The organism is Variovorax sp. J22G73, assembly GCF_030317035.1.
Classification (GTDB): domain Bacteria; phylum Pseudomonadota; class Gammaproteobacteria; order Burkholderiales; family Burkholderiaceae_C; genus Variovorax.
Genome location: NZ_JASZYK010000001.1, coordinates 421,979 through 444,684, shown reverse-complemented (window position 1 = coordinate 444,684; position 22,706 = coordinate 421,979). Strand labels below are relative to the sequence as shown.

Genomic DNA, 22,706 nt, shown 5'->3' with positions numbered 1-22,706 from the left:
CCTAGCATCCAACGCCCGCCCGCCTTGCGCCGGCGGGCGTTTTTACGTGGAACGCCACCCCAGGAACGAAACATGCAATCCCGCCGTACCTTCATTGCCATGGCCGCCACCACCACCTGTGCGACCGTCGCCACCGCCATGCTGACCGCCTGCGCCATCGCCCCCGCCCCCGACGCCCCGCCGACGCTGGCGGAGCGGCCGCCCATCGTGTTCGTGCACGGCAACGGCGATTCGGCCGCGCTGTGGCAAACCACGATCTGGCGCTTCGAGTCGAACGGCTGGCCCGCCGAACGGCTCTTCGCCTTCGACCAGCCGAACCCGCTCGCGCGCGACGACGACGCCGTGGCCCAGCCCGGACGCAGCTCGACGAGCGAGTCGGCGGCGTTCCTCAAGGCGAATGTCGAGCAGGTGCTGAAGGCCACGGGCGCGAGCAAGGTGGTGCTCATCGGCAATTCGCGCGGCGGCAACACCATCCGCAACTACGTGCAGAACGGCGGCGGCGCGGCCGTGGTGAGCCAGGTGGTGCTGGGCGGCAACCCGGCGCACGGCATCTGGGCGGTGAAGGCGTTTCGCGAAAACAACGAGTTCTCGGGGCTGTCGGGCTTCATGCAGCAGCTCAATGCGCCCAAGGGGCCGAACGGCGACGAGGTCACGCCCGGCGTGAAGTGGCTGACCCTGCGCTCCGACAACAACGACAAGTACGCCCAGCCCGACGGCGTGTGGATCGGCGCGCCCGGCAAGCCGACGAACATCGGCTTCGACGGACCGGCGCTGAAGGGCGCGACCAACGTGGTGCTGCCACGGGTCGACCACCGCGAGACTTCGTTCTCGCCGGCCGCCTTCGCGGCGGCATGGCAATTCCTGACCGGCCAGGCACCGCGCACGACCAGCTTCGTGTCGCAGGGAGGCCCGGTGCTCGACGGCCGCGCCATCGGGGCGGAAAACCAGTCGCTGAACGGCGCGACGGTGACGGTGTATGCCGTCGACCCGGCCACCGGGGCGCGCCTGGGCGAGGCCGTGCACAGCAAGGTCATCGGCGCCGACGGCCGCTGGGGCCCGTTCAACGCGTACAACATCACGACGAGCTATGAGTTCGTGCTGGCCGCGCCCGGCTTCGGCACCACGCACATCTACCGCAGCCCGTTTCCGCGCAGCGGCAACTTCGTGCACCTGAAGCCCGAGCGCATCGTGGCTGCAGACAACGGCGCCAGTTCGGTGGTCGTGTTCACGCGTCCGCGCGGGTATTTCGACGCGCAGCGCGACACCATGCGCTTCGACGGCAAGAGCCCGCCGCCCGGCGTGCCGCCGCAGGGCGCGGGCGTGGCGACCTCCCGGCTGCGGCTGGAAGGCGGCGGAGCCCCGCGGGCGGTTACGGGCGAGTTCAACCGCGAGCGCGTCACGGGGCTGACGTGGCCGGCCGCGAGCGAGCACACGACCGTGCTCGAGCTGACGTACTGAAACCAGGGATGGCGGCGCCGGCTAGGCCGGCCCAAGAACGCGCCAGCGGTCCGCAGGTCGCCTGCGCCGAAGCTAGCTGTCGTGCAGCCGCGAGCTTTGCGGCAGGTGCGCCATCAGGAACTCCATCTGGTCGGCCAGGATGCGGCGGTTGCGCAGGATGAAGTCTTCCCAGAGGCTGGGCACGTACGGCGCGTACAGCAGCGGCATGTTCGCCTGCTCGGGCGTGCGGCTGCTCTTGCGGTGGTTGCAGGGCTTGCAGGCCGTGACCACGTTCATCCAGGTGTCGATGCCCTTCTGGGCGAACGGGATGATGTGCTCGCGCGTGAGCTCGTCTTCATGAAAATGCCCGCCGCAGTACGCGCACACGTTGCGGTCGCGCGAGAACAGCTTGCTGTTGGTGAGGCCGGGGCGCTGGGTGAAGGGGTTGATGCGCGGCACGCCCTTGGTGCCGATGATGCTGTTGATGGCAATCTGCGACTGCTCGCCGGTAACCGCGTTGTGGCCGCCACGGAAGACCGCCACTTGCGCGCCCACCTCCCAGCGAACTTCGTCCGCCGCATAGTGGATCACCGCTTGTTCGAGCGAAATCCATGACTGGGGCAGCCCTTGGGCCGACAGCTTCAAGACCTTCACACACGCCTCCTCAAAAAAGGGAGAGAACACGGAAAGACCAGGGACACGGAGTGCGCCGGAAACCCACGCCAATCAACGCACTGCGTCACAATATACCGGCTTTGTGACAAATCGGCCTGATTCGCCCATTTGGCGGGCAAAAGGCGCTATCAAAAAGATACTCACCGATGCAGGTTTTTCGCGGCTTTCGGCACCCGGGCGTGGCCCCTGCCTGCGCTCTCACCATTGGCAATTTCGACGGCGTGCACCGTGGCCACCAGGCCATGCTCGCGCTGTTGCAGACCGAGGCCCGCCAGCGCGGGCTGCCGAGCTGCGTGCTCACCTTCGAGCCCCATCCGCGCGACTATTTCGCCGCGCTCACCAAGAAACCCGACCTGGCGCCGGCGCGCATCGGCACGCTGCGCGACAAGCTCAGCGAGCTGGCCGCCTGCGGCGTGGCGCAGACCATCGTGCTGCCGTTCGACGGGCGCCTGGCCTCGCAATCGCCGGAAGAGTTCATCCAGAACGTGCTGGTCGATGGCCTGCGCGCGCGCTACGTGCTGGTGGGCGACGACTTTCGCTTCGGCGCCAGGCGAGCGGGCGACTACGCCATGCTCGACGCGGCCGGCGACGCCCGCGGCTTCGACGTGGCGCGCATGAACAGCTACGAGGTGCACGGCCTGCGGGTTTCCAGCTCCGCCGTGCGCGAGGCGCTGGCCGAAGGCCGCATGGCCGACGCCCACACGCTGCTGGGGCGGCCGTACACCATCTCTGGCCACGTGGTCCACGGCCGCAAGCTGGGCCGCGCGCTGGGCGCCTCGGCGCCGGGCCAGGACGACGGCTTTCGCACGCTGAACCTGCGCTTCAAGCACTGGAAGCCGGCCGCCAGCGGCATCTTCGCGGTGCTGGTGCACGGCCTGTCCGACCGGCCGCTGCCGGGCGTGGCCAACCTGGGCGTGCGCCCTTCGCTGGACGCCAACGACGTCAACGGCGGGCGCGTGCTGCTGGAAACCCATTGCCTGGAGTGGCCCTCCCATCTCGGGACCGAAGGGGCCTACGGTAAAATCGTGCGCGTGGAACTGCTGCACAAACTGCACGACGAATTGCGCTACACCAGCCTCGAGGCCCTCACAGCGGGCATCGCGAAGGATGGGCGCGACGCACGTGCGTTCTTTGCATCGACCCACGCAGAAACCCATCGCCAGACCACGCGCGATCGAATTTAGCCCTGCACGCACCGTGCTGCCGCCCTTCGACAAGCTCAGGGCGAACGGCTTTATCTTCCGCACCGACACGCTTCCCGCGCTTCGGGCTGAGCCTGTCGGAGCCCTCCTGTTTCGCCGCACCCCACCATGTCTGACGCCGCTTCCCCCAAAGATTACCGTTCCACGCTGAACCTGCCCGACACCCCCTTCCCGATGCGCGGCGACCTGCCCAAGCGCGAGCCGGGCTGGGTGAAGGAATGGAACGACGAAGGCCGCTACCACCGCCTGCGCGACGCCCGCCACGGCGCGCCCAAGTTCATCCTGCACGACGGCCCGCCCTACGCCAACGGCCAGATCCACATGGGCCACGCGGTGAACAAGATCCTGAAGGACATGATCACCAAGGCGCGCCAGCTCGAAGGCTTCGACGCGCTCTACGTGCCCGGCTGGGACTGCCACGGCCTGCCCATTGAGAACGCGATCGAAAAGCAGTTCGGCCGCAACCTGAGCCGCGACGAGATGCAGGCCAAGAGCCGCGCCTACGCCACCGAGCAGATCGCCCAGCAGATGGCCGACTTCCAGCGCCTGGGCGTGCTCGGCGAATGGGACCACCCCTACAAGACGATGGACTTCGCCAATGAAGCCGGCGAGCTGCGCGCGTTCAAGCGCGTGATCGAGCGCGGCTTCGTGTACCGCGGCCTGAAGCCCGTGTACTGGTGCTTCGACTGCGGCTCCTCGCTGGCCGAGTTCGAAATCGAATACGCCGACAAGAAGAGCCAGACCATCGACGTGGCCTTCAAGGCGCACGAGCGCGAGAAGGTGCTCAAGGCCTTCGGCACCGACCACACGATCCTGGGCGACATCTTCGCGGTCATCTGGACCACCACCGCGTGGACCATCCCGGCCAACCAGGCGATCAACCTGAACCCCGAGCTGGAGTACTCGCTGGTCGACACCGAGCGCGGCCTGCTCATCCTTGCCAACTCGCTGGTCGAGATGTGCATGACGCGCTACGCGCTGGACGGCAAGGTGCTGGCCACGGTGAAGGGCGAGGCGCTCGGCGGGCTCGAGTTCGAGCACCCGCTGTACGACGTGGACGCTGGCTACAAGCGCCTGTCGCCCGTGTACCTGGCCGACTACGCCACCGCCACCGACGGCACCGGCCTCGTGCACTCCTCGCCCGCCTACGGCGTGGACGACTTCAACTCCTGCATCGCCCATGGCGTGGCGTACGACGACATCCTGAACCCGGTGCAGGGCAACGGCAGCTACGCGCCCGACTTTCCGCTGTTCGGCGGCCAGAACATCTGGAAGGCCGTGCCGGTCGTCATCGCCGCGCTGCGCGACGCCGGCCGCCTGCTGACCACCGAGACCATCACGCACAGCTACCCGCATTGCTGGCGCCACAAGACGCCGGTGATCTACCGCGCCGCGGCCCAGTGGTTCGTGCGCATGGACGAGGGCGAAGGCGTGTTCACGAAGGACAAGGCGCCCAAGACGCTGCGCCAGACCGCGCTCGACGCCATCGAGAAGACCAGCTTCTACCCCGAGAACGGCAAGGCCCGCCTGCACGACATGATCGCCGGGCGGCCCGACTGGTGCATCAGCCGCCAGCGCAGCTGGGGCGTGCCGATTCCGTTCTTCCTGCACAAGGACTCGGGCGAGCTGCATCCGCGCACCATGGAAATCCTCGACCAGGCCGCCGACATCGTCGAGAAGGGCGGCATCGAGGCCTGGAGCCGCGTGACGACCGAGGAAATCCTCGGCGCCGAAGACGCCCCCAGCTACACCAAGAGCACCGACATCCTGGAGGTGTGGTTCGACTCGGGCTCGACCTTCTATCACGTGCTGCGCGGCACGCACCCCAAGGTGCACCACGACGCAGGCCCCGAGGCCGACCTGTACCTCGAAGGCCACGACCAACACCGCGGCTGGTTCCATTCGTCGCTGCTCATCGCCTGCATGCTGGAAGACCGCGCGCCGTACCGCGGCCTGCTCACGCACGGCTTCACGGTCGATTCCAAGGGAATCAAGATGAGCAAGTCGCTCAAGAACGGCATCGACCCGCAAGAAATCAGCACCAAGCTGGGCTCTGAAATCATCCGCCTGTGGGTGGCCGCGAGCGACTACTCGGGCGACATCGCGGGCGACGACAAGATCCTGGCGCGCGTGGTCGATGCCTACCGCCGCATCCGCAACACGCTGCGCTTCCTCATGGCGAACACCAGCGACTTCGACATCGCGAAAGACGCCGTGCCGCTCGACCAGCTGTTCGAGATCGACCGCTACGCGCTGGCGCGCGCCGCGCAGTTCCAGGCCGAGATCCTCGCGCACTACAAGGTGTACGAGTTCCACCCGGTGGTGGCCAAGCTGCAGATCTACTGCTCGGAAGACCTGGGCGGCTTCTACCTCGACATCCTGAAGGACCGGCTCTACACCACGGCCCCCGGCTCGCTGGCGCGCCGCAGCGCACAAACGGCGCTGTGGCACATCTCGCAAGCCATGCTGCGCTGGATGGCGCCCTTCCTGAGCTTCACGGCCGAGGAGGCCTGGAAGTTCGTGGGCACCGGCAAGCCGGGCGAGTCGATCTTCACGCAGACGTACAGCCAGTTCGACGCACCCGACGAGGCGCTGCTGGCCAAGTGGCAGCGCATCCGCGAGATCCGCGACGCGGTGAACAAGGACATCGAGGCCGTGCGCGCCGACGGCAAGGTGGGCTCGTCGCTGCAGGCCAACCTGCAGGTGACCGCGCCGGCCGACGACTTCGCGCTGCTCGGTTCGCTGGGCGACGACCTGAAGTTCGTCTTCATCACCTCGGCCATCGCGCTGGCGGCCGGCGACGCGCTGGCCACGGTGGTCACGCCCAGCACCGCGCAGAAGTGCGAGCGCTGCTGGCATTACCGCGACGACGTGGGCGTGGACGCCGCGCACCCGACGATCTGCGGTCGCTGCACCAGCAACCTGTTCGGCGCCGGTGAATCGCGGAGCTTTGCCTGATGGCCACGACACGTTCCACACGCTCCGCATCGGCGTCGCGTTCGCGCGGTGGCAGCCTGGGCATCTGGCCCTGGCTGGGGCTGGCGGTGATCATCGTGATCATCGACCAGTTCACCAAGACGCTGATCCTGGGCTACTACAAGCTCGGCGACGCGACCTACGTGACGAGCTTCTTCAACGTCGTGCGCGCGCACAACACGGGCGCGGCCTTCTCGTTCCTGGCCGACCACTCGGGCTGGCAGCGCTGGCTGTTCACGGCCATCGGCGTGGGCGCGGCCATCTTCATCGTGTGGATGCTGCGCTCGCACGCGGGGCAGAAGCTGTTCTCGTTTTCCATGGCCTGCATCCTGGGCGGCGCCATCGGCAACGTGGTCGACCGGATGATGCATGGCTACGTGGTCGACTTTCTGAGCTTTCACGCGGGCAACTGGTACTTTCCGGCGTTCAACGCGGCGGACAGCACCATCACGCTCGGGGCCATCTGCCTCATCGTGGACGAGATCCGGCGGGTGCGCCGGGGCAAGTAGGCGGCGTTTCTCGCAAGGGCTTTAGGGCCCTGCGTTCACCAGCAAGGGCCTTCGGGCCCTTTTTCTTTGGCGCCGCGGGGCGCCGAGGGTTTCTCCCGGCTTCAAACCCTGTCATCGCAAAGTCATACTGCCGCGGTCCAATGTAATCGATTACATGAACGCCGATCACTGACTTCCACGCGATGAGCATCCAAGCCGTAGCCGCCAAAGCCGGGGTCTCCGTGGCCACCGTGTCGCGGGCCTTCAACTTCCCCGACAAGGTCACGCCCGCCACGCGCGAGCTGGTGGAGCGCGTGGCGCGCGAGCTCAACTACCTGCCCAACGCCAGCGCGCGCACCTTGCGCACCCAGCGCAGCCGCGTGCTCGGCGTGGTGCTGCCCACGCTGCTGAACCCGACCTTCGCCGAGTGCCTGCAAGGCATCGCGCGCGCGGCGGTCGCGGGTGGCTACGCCATCATTCCCGTCACGACCGGCTACCGGCTCGACGAGGAAGAGCGCGCCGTGCACCTGCTGCTGGCCGGCAATGTTGACGGGCTGATCCTGGTGGTGTCGAACCCGTCCACGTCGGCCACCTTGCCCCGCCTGCAGGCCGCGGGCGTGCCCTATGTGCTGGCCTACAACCGCCACCCCGACCACCCGTGCGTGTCGGTCGACAGCGAAGGCGCCGTGGCCGATGCGGTCACGCGCCTGGTGCTGCTGGGCCACCGCCGCATCGCCATGGTCAGCGGCACGCTGGCTGCCTCCGATCGCGCGCAGCAGCGCTACCGCGGCTACCAGCGCGGCATGGCCGAGGCCGGGCTCGACGCACCCGCGCTGATCGAGGTGCCCTTCGTCGAGACCGCCGTCGATGCGCTGTGCGCCCAACTCCAGGTGCGCCAGCGCCCCACCGCGCTGGTCTGCTCGAACGACCTGCTGGCCATTCGCAGCATTCGCGCCGCGCACCTCAGCGGCCTGGCGGTGCCCGACGACCTGAGCGTGGTCGGCTTCGACGGCATTGCGCTGGGCGAAGACCTGACGCCTGCGCTCACCACCATCGCGCAACCCAACAGCGACATCGGCCGCCACAGCGTCGAGTTGCTGATGCAGGCCATGGCCGGCGGCACCGCGCTGCGTGCCGACGCCAGCCTGCTGCTGCCCCATGCCTTCAGAGACGGCGAGTCGTGCGCAAGCGCGCGCGAAGACAACAACGCCGCAGTGTCCTGACCTTTCGCCTCCCTCGTCCCTTCTCTCTTCCCCCGCTACCTCCCGTTCTTCGAACTCATCCTCCAAGGAGCTCCTCGATGTCTCTCCGCTTCCAACGATTCGCCCGCCTCGGCGTGCTGGCCGCCGTGTTCGCCGCCAGCGGCGCCATGGCGCAGACCGCCATTTGCTACAACTGCCCGACCGAATGGGCCGACTGGGGCACGCAGATCAAGGCCATCAAGGCCAAGACCGGCGTGACCGTGCCGCCCGACAACAAGAACTCGGGCCAGTCGCTCGCGCAGATGTCGGCCGAAAAGGCCAGCCCCGTGGCCGACGTGACCTACCTCGGCGTGACCTTCGCGGTGCAGGCCGCGAAAGACGGCCTGGTCGAGCCCTACAAGCCCGCCGCGTGGAAAGACATTCCCGACGGCCTGAAGGACCCGGCGGGCAACTGGTTCACCATCCATTCGGGCACGCTCGGCTTCATGGTCAACGTCGACGCGCTCAAGGGCAAGCCGGTTCCCAAGTCGTGGGCCGACCTGCTCAAGCCCGAATACAAGGGCCTCATCGGCTACCTCGACCCGGCCTCCGCCTTCGTGGGCTACGTGGGCGCGGTCGCGGTGAACGAGGCGCGCGGCGGCACGCTCGACAACTTCAAGCCGGCCATCGACTACTTCAAGGCCCTGCAGAAGAACGAGCCCATCGTGCCGAAGCAAACCTCTTACGCGCGCGTGTTGTCGGGCGAGATCGCGATCCTGCTCGACTACGACTTCAACGCCTACCGCGCGAAGTACAAAGACAAGGCCAACGTCGCCTTCGTCATTCCGAGCGAAGGCACCCTGGCCGTTCCCTACGTGATGAGCCTGGTCGCCAAGGCCCCGCACGCGGCCGACGCGAAGAAGGTGCTCGACTTCACCTTGTCCGACGAAGGCCAGGCCATCTGGGCCAAGGCCTACCTGCGGCCGGTGCGCGCCAGCGCGATGCCCAAGGACATCGAGGCGCAGTTCCTGCCTGCTGCCGAGTACGCACGGGCGAAGAGCGTGGACTATGGGCGCATGGCTGCTGCCCAGCGTGCCTTCTCTGACGAGTATTTGAAGGAAGTGCGCTAGATCTATTTGTTCCTTCGCGTTCAGGTCGCGATCACGCCGGCGGGGCACCCCTTTTCTCGAATGTCCCCCGGGGCTTCGCCCCTCCTCCTTTATTTCTCGAAAAGGGGCGCCCCACCGTCGTGATCGTTGTCAGCAGCGGTCGTTGATCGCCGTGAACCGACAGCGTGCCCAGGTGAACAGGGCGTCGGGTGCTTCCCGCAGCGAAATAAAGGGGGAGCCCGAAGGGCGGAGGACATTCGCGGAGGGAAGTACCCGGCGGCCTGTTCACACGCCCTGAACAGCAGCAACAACAAACACGAACAACACGAGCCAAAACCCGAAATGAAGTCCGACAACGCCTGGAACCCAAGCTGGCGCCTGCTGGCCTGCGTGGCACCCGCGGCCGCCTTCTTCGCGGCCTTCTGGCTGCTGCCGGTGGTGCGCCTGCTGACGCTGCCCGCCGACAAAGGCTGGGCCACCTACTTCGCCGTGCTCACGGACTCGCGCTACCTCGCGAGCATGGCCAACACCGTCGTGCTCTCCGTGGCCGTGACCCTGGCCACCCTGGTGCTGGGCGCCGCGGTAGGCATCTACCTCGCGCGCCACGACTTCGTCGGCAAGCGCATGCTGCTGTCGCTGCTCACGCTGCCGCTGTCGTTCCCGGGCGTGATCATCGGTTTCTTCGTGATCCTGCTGGGCGGCAGGCAAGGGGTGGTGGCCGACCTGAGCGACAGCCTGTTCGGCGAACGCATCACCTTCGCCTACGGCCTGCTCGGACTGTTCCTGGCGTACCTGTACTTTTCATTACCGCGCGCCATCGCGACCTACACCGCCGCCGCCGAATCGATGAACAGCCAGCTCGAAGAGGCCGCCCGCTCGCTCGGCGCCTCGCGCCTTCGCGTGGCCCGCGACGTGTGGATGCCCGAGCTCGCGCCCACCACGCTCGCCTGCGGCGCCATCCTGTTCGCCACCTCCATGGGCGCCTTCGGCACCGCCTTCACGCTGGCCAGCAAGTTCGAGGTGATCCCCATCACCATCTACAACGAGTTCACCAACTACGCCAACTTCGCGCTCGCCGCGTCGCTGTCGATCTCGCTGGGCATCGTCACCTGGCTCGTGCTGTTCGTGGCACGGCGCTTCGGCGCGAACCCCGTCGCACGCTGAGGGCCCGCACCATGCGAACCAACACACACGCCAAGGCGCCCTTCCTGCTCGCCGTGACCGTCATCGTGAGCCTGTTCATGGTCTCGCCGATGCTGCTGTCGGTCATGGCCGGGCTCGTCAACAACTACAGCGCCGGCCTGAAGAGCGGCCTCACCCTGCGCTGGCTCGGCGAGGTCTGGGAGAACTACGGCGGCACCGTGGGCTGGTCGATTGCGCTGGCCATTGCCTGCGTCGTGGGCACCGTGCTGCTGGGCGTGCCCTGTGCCTACGCGCTGGCGCGCAGCCGCTCGCGCGCGGCGCGCGTCTTCGAAGAGCTGCTGACGCTGCCGGTCGCGGTGCCGGGCCTTGCCACGGCGCTGGCGCTCATCCTCGCCTACGGCCAGCTCACCGCCTTTCGCCAGAGCTTCGCCTTCATCTTGGTGGGCCACATGATCTTCACGCTGCCCTTCATGGTGCGCACCGTGAGCTCGGCCTTCCAGCGCGACGACCTGCTCGCGCTCGAAGAGGCCGCGCGCTCGCTGGGCGCCAACTTTCGCCAGCGCTTCATGGGCATCCTGGTGCCGGCCGTGTTCCCCGCCATCGTGGCCGGCAGCCTGATGGTGTTCACGCTGTCGGTGGGGGAGTTCAACCTCACCTGGATGCTGCACACGCCGCTCACGCGCACCCTGCCCGTGGGGCTGGCCGACAGCTACGCCTCGATGCGCATCGAGATCGGATCGGCCTACACGCTGGTCTTCTTCGCCGTCATTCTTCCGGTGCTGTGGGGCCTGCAGTACCTTGCCAACCTGATGCAGAAACGCCATGGAACTTGAACGCATCCCCATCGACATCGCCAACTGCGCGAAAACCTACGCCGACGGCACGCGCGGCCTGCAGCCGACCGACCTGCGCGTGGAGGCCGGCGAAGTGCTGGCCCTGCTCGGCCCCTCGGGCTGCGGCAAGACCACGCTGCTGCGGCTGATTGCCGGGCTCGAATCCCCCGACGCGGGCACCCGCATCGTCTTCGGCGACCAGGACGTCACGCAGCGTCCGGTCGAGCACCGCGGCGTGGGCATGGTGTTCCAGAGCTACGCGCTCTTTCCGCAGATGACCGTGGCGGCCAACATCGGCTACGGGCTGCGCATTCGCGGTGTGTCGCCCGACGAGGAGAAGCGCAGCGTGGGCGAGCTGGTCGACCTGGTGCGCCTGGGCGGCCTGGAAAACAAGCGCCCCGCCGAACTCTCCGGCGGCCAGCGCCAGCGCGTGGCCCTGGCGCGCGCCGTGGCCGTGCGGCCGCGCGTGCTGCTGCTCGACGAGCCGCTGGCCGCACTGGACGCCAAGTTGAAGGAATCGCTGCGCGACGAGCTGGCCGAACTGCTGCGCCGGCTGCACATCACGGCCATCCACGTCACGCACGACCAGCAAGAGGCGCTGGCCATCGCCGACCGGCTGGCGGTAATGCGCGCCGGGCGCATCGTGCAGGTAGGCCGTGGCGAAGACCTGTACCGCGCGCCAGCGCACCCTTTCGTCGCCGAGTTCCTCGGCCGGGTCAACCGGCTGGCGCGCGAGGCCGACGCCATCACGCAGGGCGTTGTCCGACTCGGCGGCTCGGCCGTGCCCTGCCCGACCGTGTGGCTGGCCCATGCGAGCCTGCTGGTCCGGCCCGAAGACATCGAGGTCGACACGCCCCAGCCCGGATGGGGCGCCGCCACCGTCGAACGCCGCACCTTCCTGGGCGACCGGGTGCAGTTGCACCTGCGCACGGCGGACCAACCCGTGCTCGTGGCCGACGTAGGCCGCGACAACCCCTTCGGCCCCGGCGACGCGGTGGGCCTGCGCATTCACCCCGAGCGCCTGATGACGTCGCAGGAGAGCAACCCATGACGACCCCCACGAACAACCCGCTCACCGTGCTGGTCCAGCTGACCGACCTGCACATCCGCGAGCCCGGCCGCCTGGCCTATGGCCGCATCGACACGGCGCCCTACCTCGAGCGCGCCGTGCAGTCGGTGCTGGCGCTGCGCCAGCAGCCCGATGCCGTGGTCGTCACCGGCGACCTGACCGACTTCGGCCGCGCCGCCGAGTACGAGCACTTGGCGCGCCTGCTCGCGCCGCTGACGATGCCGGTCTACCTGCTGCCCGGCAACCACGACGACCGCGACCAGCTGCGCCGCAGCTTTCCGGGCCACGCCTACCTGGGCACGGGCGCAGACACGGACGGCTTCATCCAGTATTCGGTGCGCGTCGGCCCGCTTCGCCTGCTCACGCTGGACACCTGCGTGCCCGGCGCCAGCCACGGCTCGCTGTGCGAAAAGCGCCTGGCCTGGCTCGAAGCCCAGCTCGACGCCTGCCGCGACGAGCCGGTGGTGGTCGCCATGCACCATCCGCCGTTCCAGACGCTGATCGGCCACATGGACGAAATCGGCCTGCTGGAGGGCGCCGAGGCGCTCGAGGCGCTGCTTCGCCGCTACACGAATGTCGAACGCGTGATCTGCGGCCACCTGCACCGCGCCATCGACGTGCGCTTCGGCGGCACCATCGCCTCGACCTCGCCGGCGCAGGCGCACCAGGTCTGCCTCGACCTGGCAAGCGACGCTCCCTCGGCCTGGACGCTGGAGCCGCCCGCTTTCAGGGTGCATGCCTGGTCCCCCGCCGGAGGGCGGCTGGTGACCCATCTGGCCGCTTGCGGGCACTTCGAAGGGCCTTATCCTTTCCACGACAACGGAGCGCTGATCGACTGAAACGCGTATCTGTGGAAAATGGGGTCGAAAACGAACCAAAACGAAAAGGATAGAACCCGACACCCATGAAGCATCTTCTGAATCTGCTCGCGGCCATTGCCTTGCTGGTGTGGGGTACGCAACTTGTCCGAACCGGCGTGCTGCGCGTGTTCGGCGCCAACCTGCGCAAGATCCTGGTGCAGAGCATGCGCAACCGGTTCACGGCCGCCCTGTCGGGCATCGGCGTGACCGCGCTGGTGCAGTCCAGCACCGCCACCTCGCTCATGACCTCGTCCTTCGTCGGGCAGGGCCTGGTCACCTTGCCCGCGGCGCTGGCGGTGATGCGCGGGGCCGACGTGGGCACGGCGCTGATCTCGGTGCTGTTCTCGGCCGACCTCTCGTGGCTGTCGCCCATGTTCATCTTCGTGGGCGTGGTGCTGTTCATCACCCGCGCGGACACGGTGGCCGGGCGCGTCGGCCGGGTGCTGATCGGCCTGGGCCTGATGCTGCTGGCCCTGCAGCTGGTGGTGGAGGCCACCGAGCCCCTGTTCTCCTCCCCGGCCGTGCGCGCGCTGCTCGCCTCGATCAACAGCGACGTGCTGCTGGAGATCACCATCGGCTCGGTGCTGGCCATCGTGGCCTATTCGAGCCTGGCGGTGGTGTTGCTGGTCGCGGCCATGGCCACCTCGAACGTGGTGCCGCTGGACGTGGCGCTGGGCCTGGTGCTGGGCGCCAACCTGGGCAGCGGCCTGCTGGCCGTGCTCACCACCGCCAAGGCCAGCGTGCCGGTGCGCCAGGTGACCATCGGGAACCTGCTGTTCAAGGCGCTGGGCGTGGCGCTGGTCGCGCCCTTCATCGGCCTGTGGATCCGCTACGTGCAGCCCGAGCTGCCCAACCAGACGCACGGCGTGGTGCTGTTCCACCTGGCGTTCAACGTCGTGATCAGCGTGGGCTTCATCGGCCTCACGCAGTGGGTCGCCAAGCTGGTGACGCGCATGCTCCCCATGCCGCAGCAGGCCACCGGCACCAGCCGGCCGCACCACCTGGACCCGTCGGCGCTGTCCACGCCCTCGCTGGCCATTTCCAACGCCGCGCGCGAGGCGCTGCACCAGGCCGACATCGTGGAGACCATGCTCATCGGCGTGCTCGACGTGATCCGCAACAACGACACCCGCCTGTCGCAGGAGCTGCGGCAGCTCGACGACACGGTGGACGAGCTGTACTCGGCCATCAAGTACTACATGACGCGCATCTCGCGCGAGGCGCTGGGCGAGGAAGAGAGCCGGCGCTGGACCGACATCATCAGCTTCACGATCAACATGGAGCAGATCGGCGACATCATCGAGCGCGTGATCATCGATGTGGAAGACAAGAAGATCAAACCGCAGCGCAATTTCTCCGAAGCCGGCATGGCGGAGATCGTCGAGCTGCACGGGCGGCTGGTGGCCAACCTGCGGCTGAGCATGAGCGTGTTCCTGAACGGCAATGTGCGGGACGCGCAGAAGCTGCTGGAAGAGAAGGCGCGGTTCCGCGACCTGGAGCGTGCGTATGCGACGACCCACCTGGACCGGTTGTCGGACCGGACGACGCTGAGCATCGAGACCAGTTCGCTGCACATCGACCTGATCAGCGATCTGAAACGAATCAATTCGCACATTTGCTCTATTGCTTATCCGATTCTGGAATCGGCTGGGGCGTTGGCGCCTAGTCGGTTGAGGGAGTCTCGGCTTGGGAAGATTGAGGGGTAGGTTGTTTTTGTGACTGGTTTGGGTTCCGGGGTCGGGTCTCGCCCCGGCGGGCGATCTACTTTCTTTTGCTTCGCCAAAAGAAAGTAGACAAAGAAAAGGCGACCCCACTGTCTGCGTCCCTCCGCTTCGCTGCGGGCAACCTGCGGTGCTCGAGGTAGAGGGGGGTCCGCAGAACTCGCTTCGCTCAAACAGCTGCGGCCCTGATCCCCTCTACCTCTGCGCTCCTCGGCGCAGCCAGAGGGGCTTGGAAACCAGGCGGGCCATCGCTGCGCTCGGCCCCAGGCCGCCGCGGCGCTTCGCGCCTGCGGCGGCTGGAATGCATTGACTGTTGGCTATTTACAGGCCGAGCGAAGCGACGGCTTGTTGGTCTTACCCCTTCTGGATGCGCCGAGGAGCGGAGCGTTTCGCGGATCAGGGCTCGCCCTTGTTTGAGCGAAGCGAGTTTGGGCGAGACCCCGCGAAACGTGAGCACCGCAGGTTGCCCGAAGCGAAGCGCAGGGACGCAGCCAGCAGGGGTCGCCTTTCTTTGCTTACTTTCTTTGGCGAAGCAAAGAAAGTAAGTCGCCCGCCGGGGCGAGACCCGGCCCCGGGAAAAAACCTACTCAGCAGCCTTCAACCCGCCAGAGGCAGAGGCAGGAGCAGCAGGCTCAACAGCCCTGCGCGCATACCGCTGCGCCAACACAGCACAAACCATCAACTGCATCTGATGAAACAACATCAGCGGCAAAACAATCGCCCCCACCGCATGCGAGGCAAACAAGACCTTCGCCATCGGAATCCCACTGGCCAGGCTCTTCTTCGAGCCGCAAAAAACAATGGTGATCTCATCGGCCACATCAAAGCCGAACTTGCGCGCCATGAAGGTAGTGAGCGTCAACGCCAGCGCCAGCAACACGGCGCAAACCAGCAGCAACCCCAGCAGCGCACTCACGGGAATCTGCTTCCAGAGCCCCTCGATCACCGCAGCGCTGAACGCCGTGTAGACCACCAGCAGGATCGACCCCTGGTCGACGAACTTCAGCACGGCAGCCCGCTTCTGCACCCACTTGCCGATCAACGGCCGCAGCAGGTGCCCCGCCAGGAACGGCACCATCAGCTGCAGCAGGATGCGCCCGATCGAATCGAAGGAAGACGTCGCGTTGCCCCCGTGCGGCAGCACCACCAGGTTCACCAGCACCGGCGTAATGAACACCCCCAGCAGCGTGGAAGCCGACGCGCTGCAGATGGCCGCCGGCATGTTGCCGCGCGCCATGGCGGTGAACGCAATGGCCGATTGCACCGTCGCAGGCAGCACGCAGAGAAACAGCACGCCGGTGTACAGGTCGGGCGTCACCAGCGGCGACAGCACCGGCTTCAGCGCCAGCCCCAGCGCCGGGAACAGCACGAAGGTGCTCGCGAACACCAGCAGGTGCAGCCGCCAGTGCGTGATGCCGGCCATGATCGCCTCGCGCGAGAGCTTGGCCCCGTGCAGGAAGAACAGCAGCCCGATGGCGACGGTCGTCAGCCCCTCGAAGAAATGGGCAACTCGCCCGCTGGCGGGCAGCAGGCTGGCAAGGGTCACGACCGAGACGAGCGCGAGCGTGAAGTTGTCGGGGAGATAGCGTGAACGTGACATGGCCCGAATTGGACGCCCGCGCCATTCAAAAGAGAAATGGATTTATCGGATGGATATATGATTTCAGCGCATGAATGTCACCCTGCGCCAACTCCGCGTGTTCCGTTCGGTGGCCGAGGGCCGCAACTTCAGCCGCGCGGGCGACCAGGTCGGGTTGAGCCAGCCGGCGGTGAGCCGCTCGATCCTGGAGCTTGAATCGCAGCTCGGCCTGAAGCTGCTCGACCGCACCACGCGCGAAGTGGTGCTGACCGAGGCCGGCCAGTGGCTGGCGGCCCGGCTGGAGCGCGTGCTCGACGACCTCGACCAGACGCTGCAGGACGTGGCCGGCCTGGCCAGCGCGCGCGGCGGCAAGGTGCGGGTGGCGAGCAGCCCCACGCTCTCGGCCAACCTGATGCCGGCCTGCATCGCCACCTGCGCCGAGCAGGCGCCGGGCATCCAGTTCCTGTTGCTCGACCGCATCCAGCAGGACGTGCTCGACAGCGTGCGCAGCGGCGAGGTCGATTTCGGGGTGGTCATCGAGCCCTCGGAGGCCGACGACCTGCACTGCGAGGCCATCCTGAACGACCCCTTCGTGCTGGTGCTGCCGCCCTCGCACAAGCTGGCGCAGAAGCCCTCGGTACGCTGGAGCGCGCTCGACGGCCAGCCGCTGGTGCTGCTCGACCATGCGTCCGGCAGCCGGCGCCTGATCGACCAGGCGCTGGAGCGCCATGGCGCGCAATGCGAAGTGAAGCAGCAGTTGGGCCACCCGACCACGGTGTTCCGCATGGTCGAGGCGGGCATCGGCATCAGCGTGATGCCGGGCATGTCATTACCACCGGAAGGGTTGGCGCAACTGGCGGTACGCCCGCTGGTGCCGCGCGTTCAGCGCGCCATCATGCTCATCCGGCGTGGCAACCGCGCCCTGTCTCCCCTCGCGCAGCGCGTGTGGGGCATGGTGCGCGACACGGCCGCGCTCAGTGCGGCAGCGGGTTCTGGCGCGACGACGGCTGAAGGTTGAAGTACAGCTGGCGCTGGCGCACGCAGTAGTCGATCAGGTCTTCCACCTCGGTGGCCTTGTCGAACACCGCATCGGCGCCCAGCAACGCGCACTTGCGGCGCATCTCGGGGGTGGCGTAGTTGCTCAGCACCACCATCTTCTGCGCCGGATTGCGGTCGCGGCAGGCCTCGAGCACGCGAAAACCCGTGCCGTCCTTCAGGAACAGGTCGACGATGGCCAAGTCCCACTGCGCCAGGTTGGTTGCAAGCCAGCGCGTGCCTTCGGCTTCGGATTCAGCCTGCCCGATGGGCTCGATGCGAGCGACCTCGCGCAGGGTGCCGACCAGGTTCTCCCGGATGGTGGGGTTGTCTTCGACGATGAAGGTACGAATGGTGGTCATCACTGCCTGAGCTTGAAATTGGTGCGCTTTGCGCTTGGGTCCAAGGCTACAAAGTGCATTCCGCACAAGTCGAAGGCATGACACCCCAGCGCGGGTAGGACAAGACTGGCTTGCCCGCACCAAAGGTGCGCCGAATACGTGCTGGAGGTGTGCCTGAGCTCCGTCAAAGCGTCAGGATCGTGCAGCCCGTGGTCTTGCGCGCTTCCAGGTCGCGGTGCGCCTGCTGCACGTCGGCCAGCGGGTAGCGCTGCGCGATGGGGATCTTCACCGCGCCGCTGCGCACCACCGCGAACAGGTCGTCGGCCATGGCCTGCGTGCTCTCGCGCGAATGCATGTGCGTGAACAGCGTGGGCCGCGTCACGTACAGCGAACCCTTCGACGCCAGCGTGCCCAGGTTGATGGGCGGCACCGGGCCCGAGCCGTTGCCGAACACCGCCAGCAGGCCGAAGGGGCGCAGGCAGTCGATGGAGCCCTCGTAGGTGTCCTTGCCCACCGAGTCGTACACCACCTTCACGCCCTTGCCGCCGGTGATCTCCTTCACGCGGGCCGCGAAGTTCTCGGTGCTGTAGTTGATGGCGTGCGCCGCGCCGTGTGCGAGCGCAAGTTCGCACTTGGCGTCGCTGCCTGCCGTGCCGATCAGCTGCAGGCCCAGCGCCTTGGCCCATTGGCAGGCGATGAGGCCCACGCCGCCCGCGGCCGCGTGGAACAGCACGAAGTCGCCCGCCACCAGGCCTTCGGCCGGCAGTGTCTTCTTCAGCAGGTACTGCGTGGTCAGGCCCTTGAGCATCATGGCCGCGCCGGTGTCGAAGGAGATGTCGTCGGGCAGCTTGCACACGTTTTTGGCCGGCATCACGCGCAGCTCGCAGTAGGCGCCAGGCGGCGGGCTGGCGTAGGCGGCGCGGTCGCCGGCCTTCAGGTGCGTCACGCCCGCACCCACCGCCTCGACGACGCCCGAGGCTTCCATGCCGAGCTGCAGCGGCATCGCGAACGGGTAGAGCCCGCTGCGCTGGTACGTGTCGATGAAGTTCAAGCCCACCGCCTTGTGGCGGATGCGGATCTCGCCGGGGCCGGGCTCGCCGACTTCCACGTCGACGATCTTCAGTTCTTCGGGACCGCCGTGGCGGTCGATTCGGACGGCTTTGCTCATCATGTTTTCAGTCTCCATGCGCAGGGGAAAAACGGAGCACGCATCCTGCCACGCCCGGGTGTCCCGTGGCGGCGCAGGGCATCATTGCCCGGTAGAGTCGGCGGCCATGTCGACACCGCCGCAGCACCTTCCCCGCCACGCGCCGCTCACGGCCCTTACCGTTGTCCTGCTGCTCATTCCGCCGCTGCTGTGGGCCAGCAACGCCGTGGTCGGGCGCATGGTGCGCGAGCTGGTGTCGCCCCTCACGCTGAACTTCGTGCGCTGGGTGATCGCCTTCGTGCTGCTGCTGCCGTTCGCCGCGCCGGTGCTGCGCCGCCACAGCCCGCTGTGGACGCACTGGAAGCGCTACGCGCTGCTCGGGTTGCTGGGCATCGGCCTGTACAACGCCTTCCAGTACCTGGCGCTGCAGACCTCCACGCCCATCAACACCACGCTGGTGGGCTCCAGCCTGCCGCTGTGGATGCTCGCGGTGGGCAGCGTGTTCTTCGGCGCGCGCGTGAACGCGCGCGAAATAGGCGGCGCGCTGCTGTCGATGGTGGGCGTGCTGCTGGTGCTCAGCCGCGGCGAATGGCAACAGCTGCTCGGGCTGCGGCTGGTGCCGGGCGACCTCTACATGATCGTGGGCACCATCGCCTGGGCCTTCTACAGCTGGCTGCTGGCGCGCACGCACGAGCCGAAGGCGGTGCGCCAGGACTGGGCGGCGTTCCTGATGGCGCAACTGGTGTTCGGCCTGGCATGGTCGGGCGCGCTGGCCGCCGGCGAATGGACGCTGACCGACGCGCACATCGACCTGGGCTGGCCGCTGCTGGCGGCCATGCTGTTCATCGGCATCGGCCCGGCGCTGGTGGCCTACCGCTGCTGGGGCACGGGCGTGCAGCGCGCGGGCCCGCAGGCGGCGAGCGTCTTCATGAACCTCACGCCGCTGTTCGCGGCGGTGCTGTCGGCCGCCTTCCTGCGCGAGCCGCCGCACTGGTACCACGGGGTGGCGTTCTTGCTGATCGTGGGCGGCATCGTCGTGGCGGCTCGGCGCTGAAGTTGCGCCGCGGCGCCAACCCGGCGGGTTCACCCCGCGTGTTCACCCGGCAGCGGGCTCCGGCGCGAACTCGATGCGGTAGCCGTTGCGCTCGAACATCTGCAGGATCTCCCGCTCGCCGTACCACGCGTCCAGCTGCGACAGCGGAATCAGCGAGCGCAGCGTCAGCGGCGACAGGCTCACCAGCTGCCGCACCCTGGCGTGATGCCCGAACAGAAGGCTCGCGTCGTAGCCGTGGTGCAGCTGCGGCCCCGCATGCTCGATGGCGAAACCGCGCGCCAGCTCCAGCGGCGCAAAGCGCAGGCCCACCGCTTCGAGCGCCGGCCGCAGCACGCCGCTGAGCTGCACGTCTTCGAGAAGCGCGTTGTGCTGCCAGTGCATCTTCAGCGGCTCGCCCTCCACCGCATCGGGTGGCGGCACTTCGACACGGATGTGCGGGTGGTCGACCAGCGCGCGCATGAAGCGCTGGCTGCGCAGGCTGAAGCCGCCGTTCTGGATGGGCGTGACCACGTGGCCGGGCTTGCCCAGCTCGTCCGCCCACGCGAAGCGGTTGCGCCAGTACGTGCCTTGCGGCGTGTCGATCTTCGCGAGATGAATGGGCGCGCCGATGTAGTCGCAGCCCAGGAACTCGTCGCGCCAGTTGCCGGCGTTGACGACCCAGCCGTCTTCCTGCACGACCAGCGCGAACTCGGTGGACACCACGCGCCAGAGCGCGAACATCATGAACCAGCTGTACTCGTGGTAGTTCAGCGGCGCGATCGCGCGGTGTTCGATGCCGGGCGCCAGCTGCTCCGGCGCGCGCGGGCTGCACAGCAAGGCGCGTGCGCCGGGCATCTGCGCCAGGCTGTGCTGCAGGGCCATCGCGGCGCCGCCCGCGTCGGGCAGCCCGGTGACCGAGACCAGTGTTATTTTTTCGAAAGACGCCCTGTTCACGATGCGCCTTTCGTCGTGCGCTTGAAGTCGCTCAGTAGGTGCCCGGGTAGGCGCCACCGTCGGCCAGCACGTTCTGGCCCGTCATGTAGCCCGCCTGCACGCTGCACAGGAACGCGCAGATGGCGCCGAACTCCGCCGGCGTGCCGAAGCGCTTGGCCGGAATGTTCTTCTTGCGCGCTTCCCACACGGTGTCGAAGTCCTGCCCTGTCTTCTGCGCGGTGCCGGCCATCGTGCCCTTCAGGCGGTCGGTGTCGAAGGAGCCCGGCAGCAGGTTGTTGATGGTCACGCCCTGCGCCGCGATGGGCGTGCGTGCCACGCCGGCCACGAAGCCGGTGAGGCCGCTGCGCGCGCCGTTCGACAGGCCCAGGATGTCGATGGGCGACTTCACCGAGCTCGACGTGATGTTCACGATGCGGCCGAACCCGCGCTGGGCCATGCCGTCGACCGTGGCCTTGATGAGCTCGATGGGCGTGAGCATGTTGGCGTCGACCGCCTTGATCCACGCCTCGCGGTCCCAGGTACGAAAGTCGCCGGGCGGCGGGCCGCCGGCGTTGGTGACCACGATGTCGAAGTCGTGGCCCAGCGCGAACACCGCCGCGCGGCCTGCCTCGGTGGTGATGTCGGCGGCCACGTGCTTCACGAACGCGCTCGCTGTACCCGCCGCGCCCGCGGCTTGCGCCAGCGTCTTCGCGGCGGCGTCCAGCGCCTCGGCGCCGCGCGCCACGATCACCACGTTCACGCCCTCGCGCACCAGCGCCTCGGCGCAGCCGTAGCCCAGCCCCTTGCTTGCGCCGCACACCAGTGCGGTCTTGCCTGCGATACCCAGATCCATGTCGTTGCTCCAGTCGGTCTTGTTGATTTCGAGAAAGTTCGAAGGGGCCTCAGCGCCCCTTGCGCGTGAAAACGAAGATGCCCGCGATGACGAGCACCGTGCCGGCGGCGATCCACGGCGTGAACGGCTCGCCGAGTATCACCACCCCCATGAGGATGGTCGACAGCGGCCCGATCATGCCGGTTTGCGCCGCCACCGCCGGGCCGATGCGCTCGATGGCCATCATCACCATCAGCACCGGCACCGCCGTGCACAGCGTGGCGTTCAGCACCGACAGCCACACCACCTCGGGCGCCACCTCGAAGGCCGCACCCAGCGGCCGCGTGAGCACGAACTGCAGGATGCACAGCACGCACGCCACCGTGGTCGCCAGCCCCACGAGACGCAGCGACCCCAGCCGCTTGACGAACTCGCCGCTGTACACGAGGTAGCCCGCGTAGCTCACCGCGCTCAGGAACACCAGGAACGCACCCCACGCCGCCGCCCCGCCGCCCTTGCCGCCCCCGCCGGTCCACAGTTCGTGGCCGAACACCAGCAGCACGCCGGCATAGCTCACGACCATGCCCAGCACCTGCGGTCGCGTGGCGCGGCGCCGGTACATGAGCCAGCCGAACAGCAGCACCAGCGTCGGGTTGAGATACAGAATGAGCCGCTCGAAGCTGGCCGAGATGTACGCCAGCCCGGCAAAGTCGAGAAAGCTCGCGAGGTAGTAGCCCGAAAAGCCCAGGCCGAACACACCGAGCCAGTCGCGCGAGGTGAGCCTGGGCTTGCCGCGCCCCGCCCACCACGCCATCACCGCGAACAGCGGCAGCGCGAAGAGCATGCGCAGCATGATGAGTGTGATGGCGTCCACGCCGTGGCGGTACGCCAGCTTGACGATGATGGCCTTGCCGCTGAACGCGATGGCGCCCAGCGTGGCCAGCACCAGGCCTGTGGCGTAGCCCTTGCGCGGTGCTTCGAGAGGGGGAATGCCGGCCGATGCGGCTGTCTTGTTCATCCCCCGATCATCGCGGCAAGCGCAAACCCCGTGCCGCCGCTCGCGTTCAGCAACGCGTGGCCACGCGCGTTCAGGCTTTCGTTCAGGCTTTCGT

Annotated in this window: 20 protein-coding genes; 13 read left to right on the top strand and 7 right to left on the bottom strand. The window is 67.6% G+C overall.

Annotated features, from left to right (window positions below):
* The first annotated feature begins 72 nt into the window (after positions 1-72).
* Entirely contained in the window at positions 73-1,458 is a 1,386-nt protein-coding gene (locus QTI51_RS01960; RefSeq protein WP_116908404.1) for an alpha/beta fold hydrolase, read from the top strand.
* Between the two features lie 72 nt (positions 1,459-1,530).
* Here QTI51_RS01960 and QTI51_RS01955 read toward each other — a convergent pair whose 3' ends face one another.
* Entirely contained in the window at positions 1,531-2,091 is a 561-nt protein-coding gene (locus QTI51_RS01955) for an HNH endonuclease (RefSeq protein ID WP_093440106.1), read from the bottom strand.
* A 167-nt stretch (positions 2,092-2,258) separates the two neighbouring features.
* Between QTI51_RS01955 and QTI51_RS01950 the strand changes: the two genes are divergently transcribed.
* The 10 genes from QTI51_RS01950 to QTI51_RS01905 all read left to right on the top strand — a co-directional run bounded on the left by QTI51_RS01950 (position 2,259) and on the right by QTI51_RS01905 (position 14,679).
* Positions 2,259-3,296 carry a bifunctional riboflavin kinase/FAD synthetase gene (locus tag QTI51_RS01950; protein ID WP_116908405.1) on the top strand — a complete coding sequence of 346 codons (1,038 nt, stop codon included), beginning with the start codon at positions 2,259-2,261 and terminating at the stop codon, positions 3,294-3,296.
* A 126-nt stretch (positions 3,297-3,422) separates the two neighbouring features.
* Positions 3,423-6,272 (top strand): isoleucine--tRNA ligase, encoded by a 2,850-nt coding sequence (gene ileS, locus QTI51_RS01945; RefSeq protein ID WP_116908406.1) that lies wholly within the window; start codon positions 3,423-3,425, stop codon positions 6,270-6,272.
* A complete protein-coding gene (lspA, locus tag QTI51_RS01940; protein ID WP_116908407.1) occupies positions 6,272-6,799 on the top strand; it encodes a signal peptidase II in 528 nt (175 codons plus the stop codon). The genes ileS and lspA overlap by 1 nt, the downstream gene beginning before the upstream one ends.
* Positions 6,800-6,981: 182 nt before the next feature.
* Positions 6,982-8,001, top strand: coding sequence for a LacI family DNA-binding transcriptional regulator (locus QTI51_RS01935; protein WP_116908408.1), 1,020 nt, complete (start codon positions 6,982-6,984; stop codon positions 7,999-8,001).
* Positions 8,002-8,078: 77 nt separating this feature from the next.
* Positions 8,079-9,089, top strand: coding sequence for an ABC transporter substrate-binding protein (locus tag QTI51_RS01930; RefSeq protein ID WP_116908409.1), 1,011 nt, complete (start codon positions 8,079-8,081; stop codon positions 9,087-9,089).
* A 321-nt stretch (positions 9,090-9,410) separates the two neighbouring features.
* Entirely contained in the window at positions 9,411-10,232 is an 822-nt protein-coding gene (locus QTI51_RS01925; protein WP_116908410.1) for an ABC transporter permease, read from the top strand.
* An 11-nt stretch (positions 10,233-10,243) separates the two neighbouring features.
* Positions 10,244-11,044 (top strand): ABC transporter permease, encoded by an 801-nt coding sequence (locus tag QTI51_RS01920; protein WP_116908411.1) that lies wholly within the window; start codon positions 10,244-10,246, stop codon positions 11,042-11,044.
* Positions 11,034-12,095: an ABC transporter ATP-binding protein gene (locus QTI51_RS01915; protein ID WP_116908412.1), complete on the top strand. Its 1,062-nt coding sequence runs from the start codon at positions 11,034-11,036 to the stop codon at positions 12,093-12,095. The genes QTI51_RS01920 and QTI51_RS01915 overlap by 11 nt, the downstream gene beginning before the upstream one ends.
* Positions 12,092-12,952 (top strand): phosphodiesterase, encoded by an 861-nt coding sequence (locus QTI51_RS01910; RefSeq protein WP_116908413.1) that lies wholly within the window; start codon positions 12,092-12,094, stop codon positions 12,950-12,952. Before QTI51_RS01915 ends, QTI51_RS01910 begins: the two co-directional genes overlap by 4 nt.
* Positions 12,953-13,017: 65 nt before the next feature.
* Complete coding sequence (locus QTI51_RS01905) at positions 13,018-14,679, top strand: Na/Pi cotransporter family protein (RefSeq protein ID WP_116908414.1); 1,662 nt, start codon at positions 13,018-13,020, stop codon at positions 14,677-14,679.
* A 598-nt stretch (positions 14,680-15,277) separates the two neighbouring features.
* Here QTI51_RS01905 and QTI51_RS01900 read toward each other — a convergent pair.
* Entirely contained in the window at positions 15,278-16,294 is a 1,017-nt protein-coding gene (locus QTI51_RS01900; RefSeq protein ID WP_116908415.1) for a bile acid:sodium symporter family protein, read from the bottom strand.
* Positions 16,295-16,364: 70 nt separating this feature from the next.
* Here QTI51_RS01900 and QTI51_RS01895 point away from each other — a divergent pair, with 70 nt between their 5' ends.
* A complete protein-coding gene (locus QTI51_RS01895; protein WP_116908416.1) occupies positions 16,365-17,291 on the top strand; it encodes a LysR family transcriptional regulator in 927 nt (308 codons plus the stop codon).
* On the opposite strand, the gene QTI51_RS01890 is transcribed toward QTI51_RS01895, so the two are convergent.
* Together QTI51_RS01890 and QTI51_RS01885 are read right to left on the bottom strand one after the other, a co-directional pair.
* Entirely contained in the window at positions 17,248-17,670 is a 423-nt protein-coding gene (locus QTI51_RS01890) for a response regulator (protein WP_116908417.1), read from the bottom strand. The genes QTI51_RS01895 and QTI51_RS01890 overlap by 44 nt on opposite strands.
* Positions 17,671-17,833: 163 nt before the next feature.
* Positions 17,834-18,817 carry a quinone oxidoreductase family protein gene (locus QTI51_RS01885; protein ID WP_116908573.1) on the bottom strand — a complete coding sequence of 328 codons (984 nt, stop codon included), beginning with the start codon at positions 18,815-18,817 and terminating at the stop codon, positions 17,834-17,836.
* 106 nt (positions 18,818-18,923) lie between these two features.
* Between QTI51_RS01885 and QTI51_RS01880 the strand changes: the two genes are divergently transcribed.
* On the top strand, positions 18,924-19,850 hold the full coding sequence (locus QTI51_RS01880; protein ID WP_116908418.1) for a DMT family transporter: 927 nt from the start codon (positions 18,924-18,926) through the stop codon (positions 19,848-19,850).
* Positions 19,851-19,892: 42 nt separating this feature from the next.
* Here QTI51_RS01880 and QTI51_RS01875 read toward each other — a convergent pair whose 3' ends face one another.
* From QTI51_RS01875 to QTI51_RS01865, 3 genes are read right to left on the bottom strand one after another with little or no spacing between them, the layout of a single operon-like run.
* Positions 19,893-20,783, bottom strand: a complete 891-nt coding sequence (locus tag QTI51_RS01875; protein ID WP_116908419.1) for a DUF5672 family protein — start codon at positions 20,781-20,783, stop codon at positions 19,893-19,895.
* 31 nt (positions 20,784-20,814) lie between these two features.
* Complete coding sequence (locus QTI51_RS01870; protein WP_116908420.1) at positions 20,815-21,615, bottom strand: SDR family oxidoreductase; 801 nt, start codon at positions 21,613-21,615, stop codon at positions 20,815-20,817.
* A gap of 49 nt (positions 21,616-21,664) precedes the next feature.
* Positions 21,665-22,612, bottom strand: a complete 948-nt coding sequence (locus QTI51_RS01865; protein WP_116908421.1) for a DMT family transporter — start codon at positions 22,610-22,612, stop codon at positions 21,665-21,667.
* Positions 22,613-22,706 lie beyond the last annotated feature (94 nt).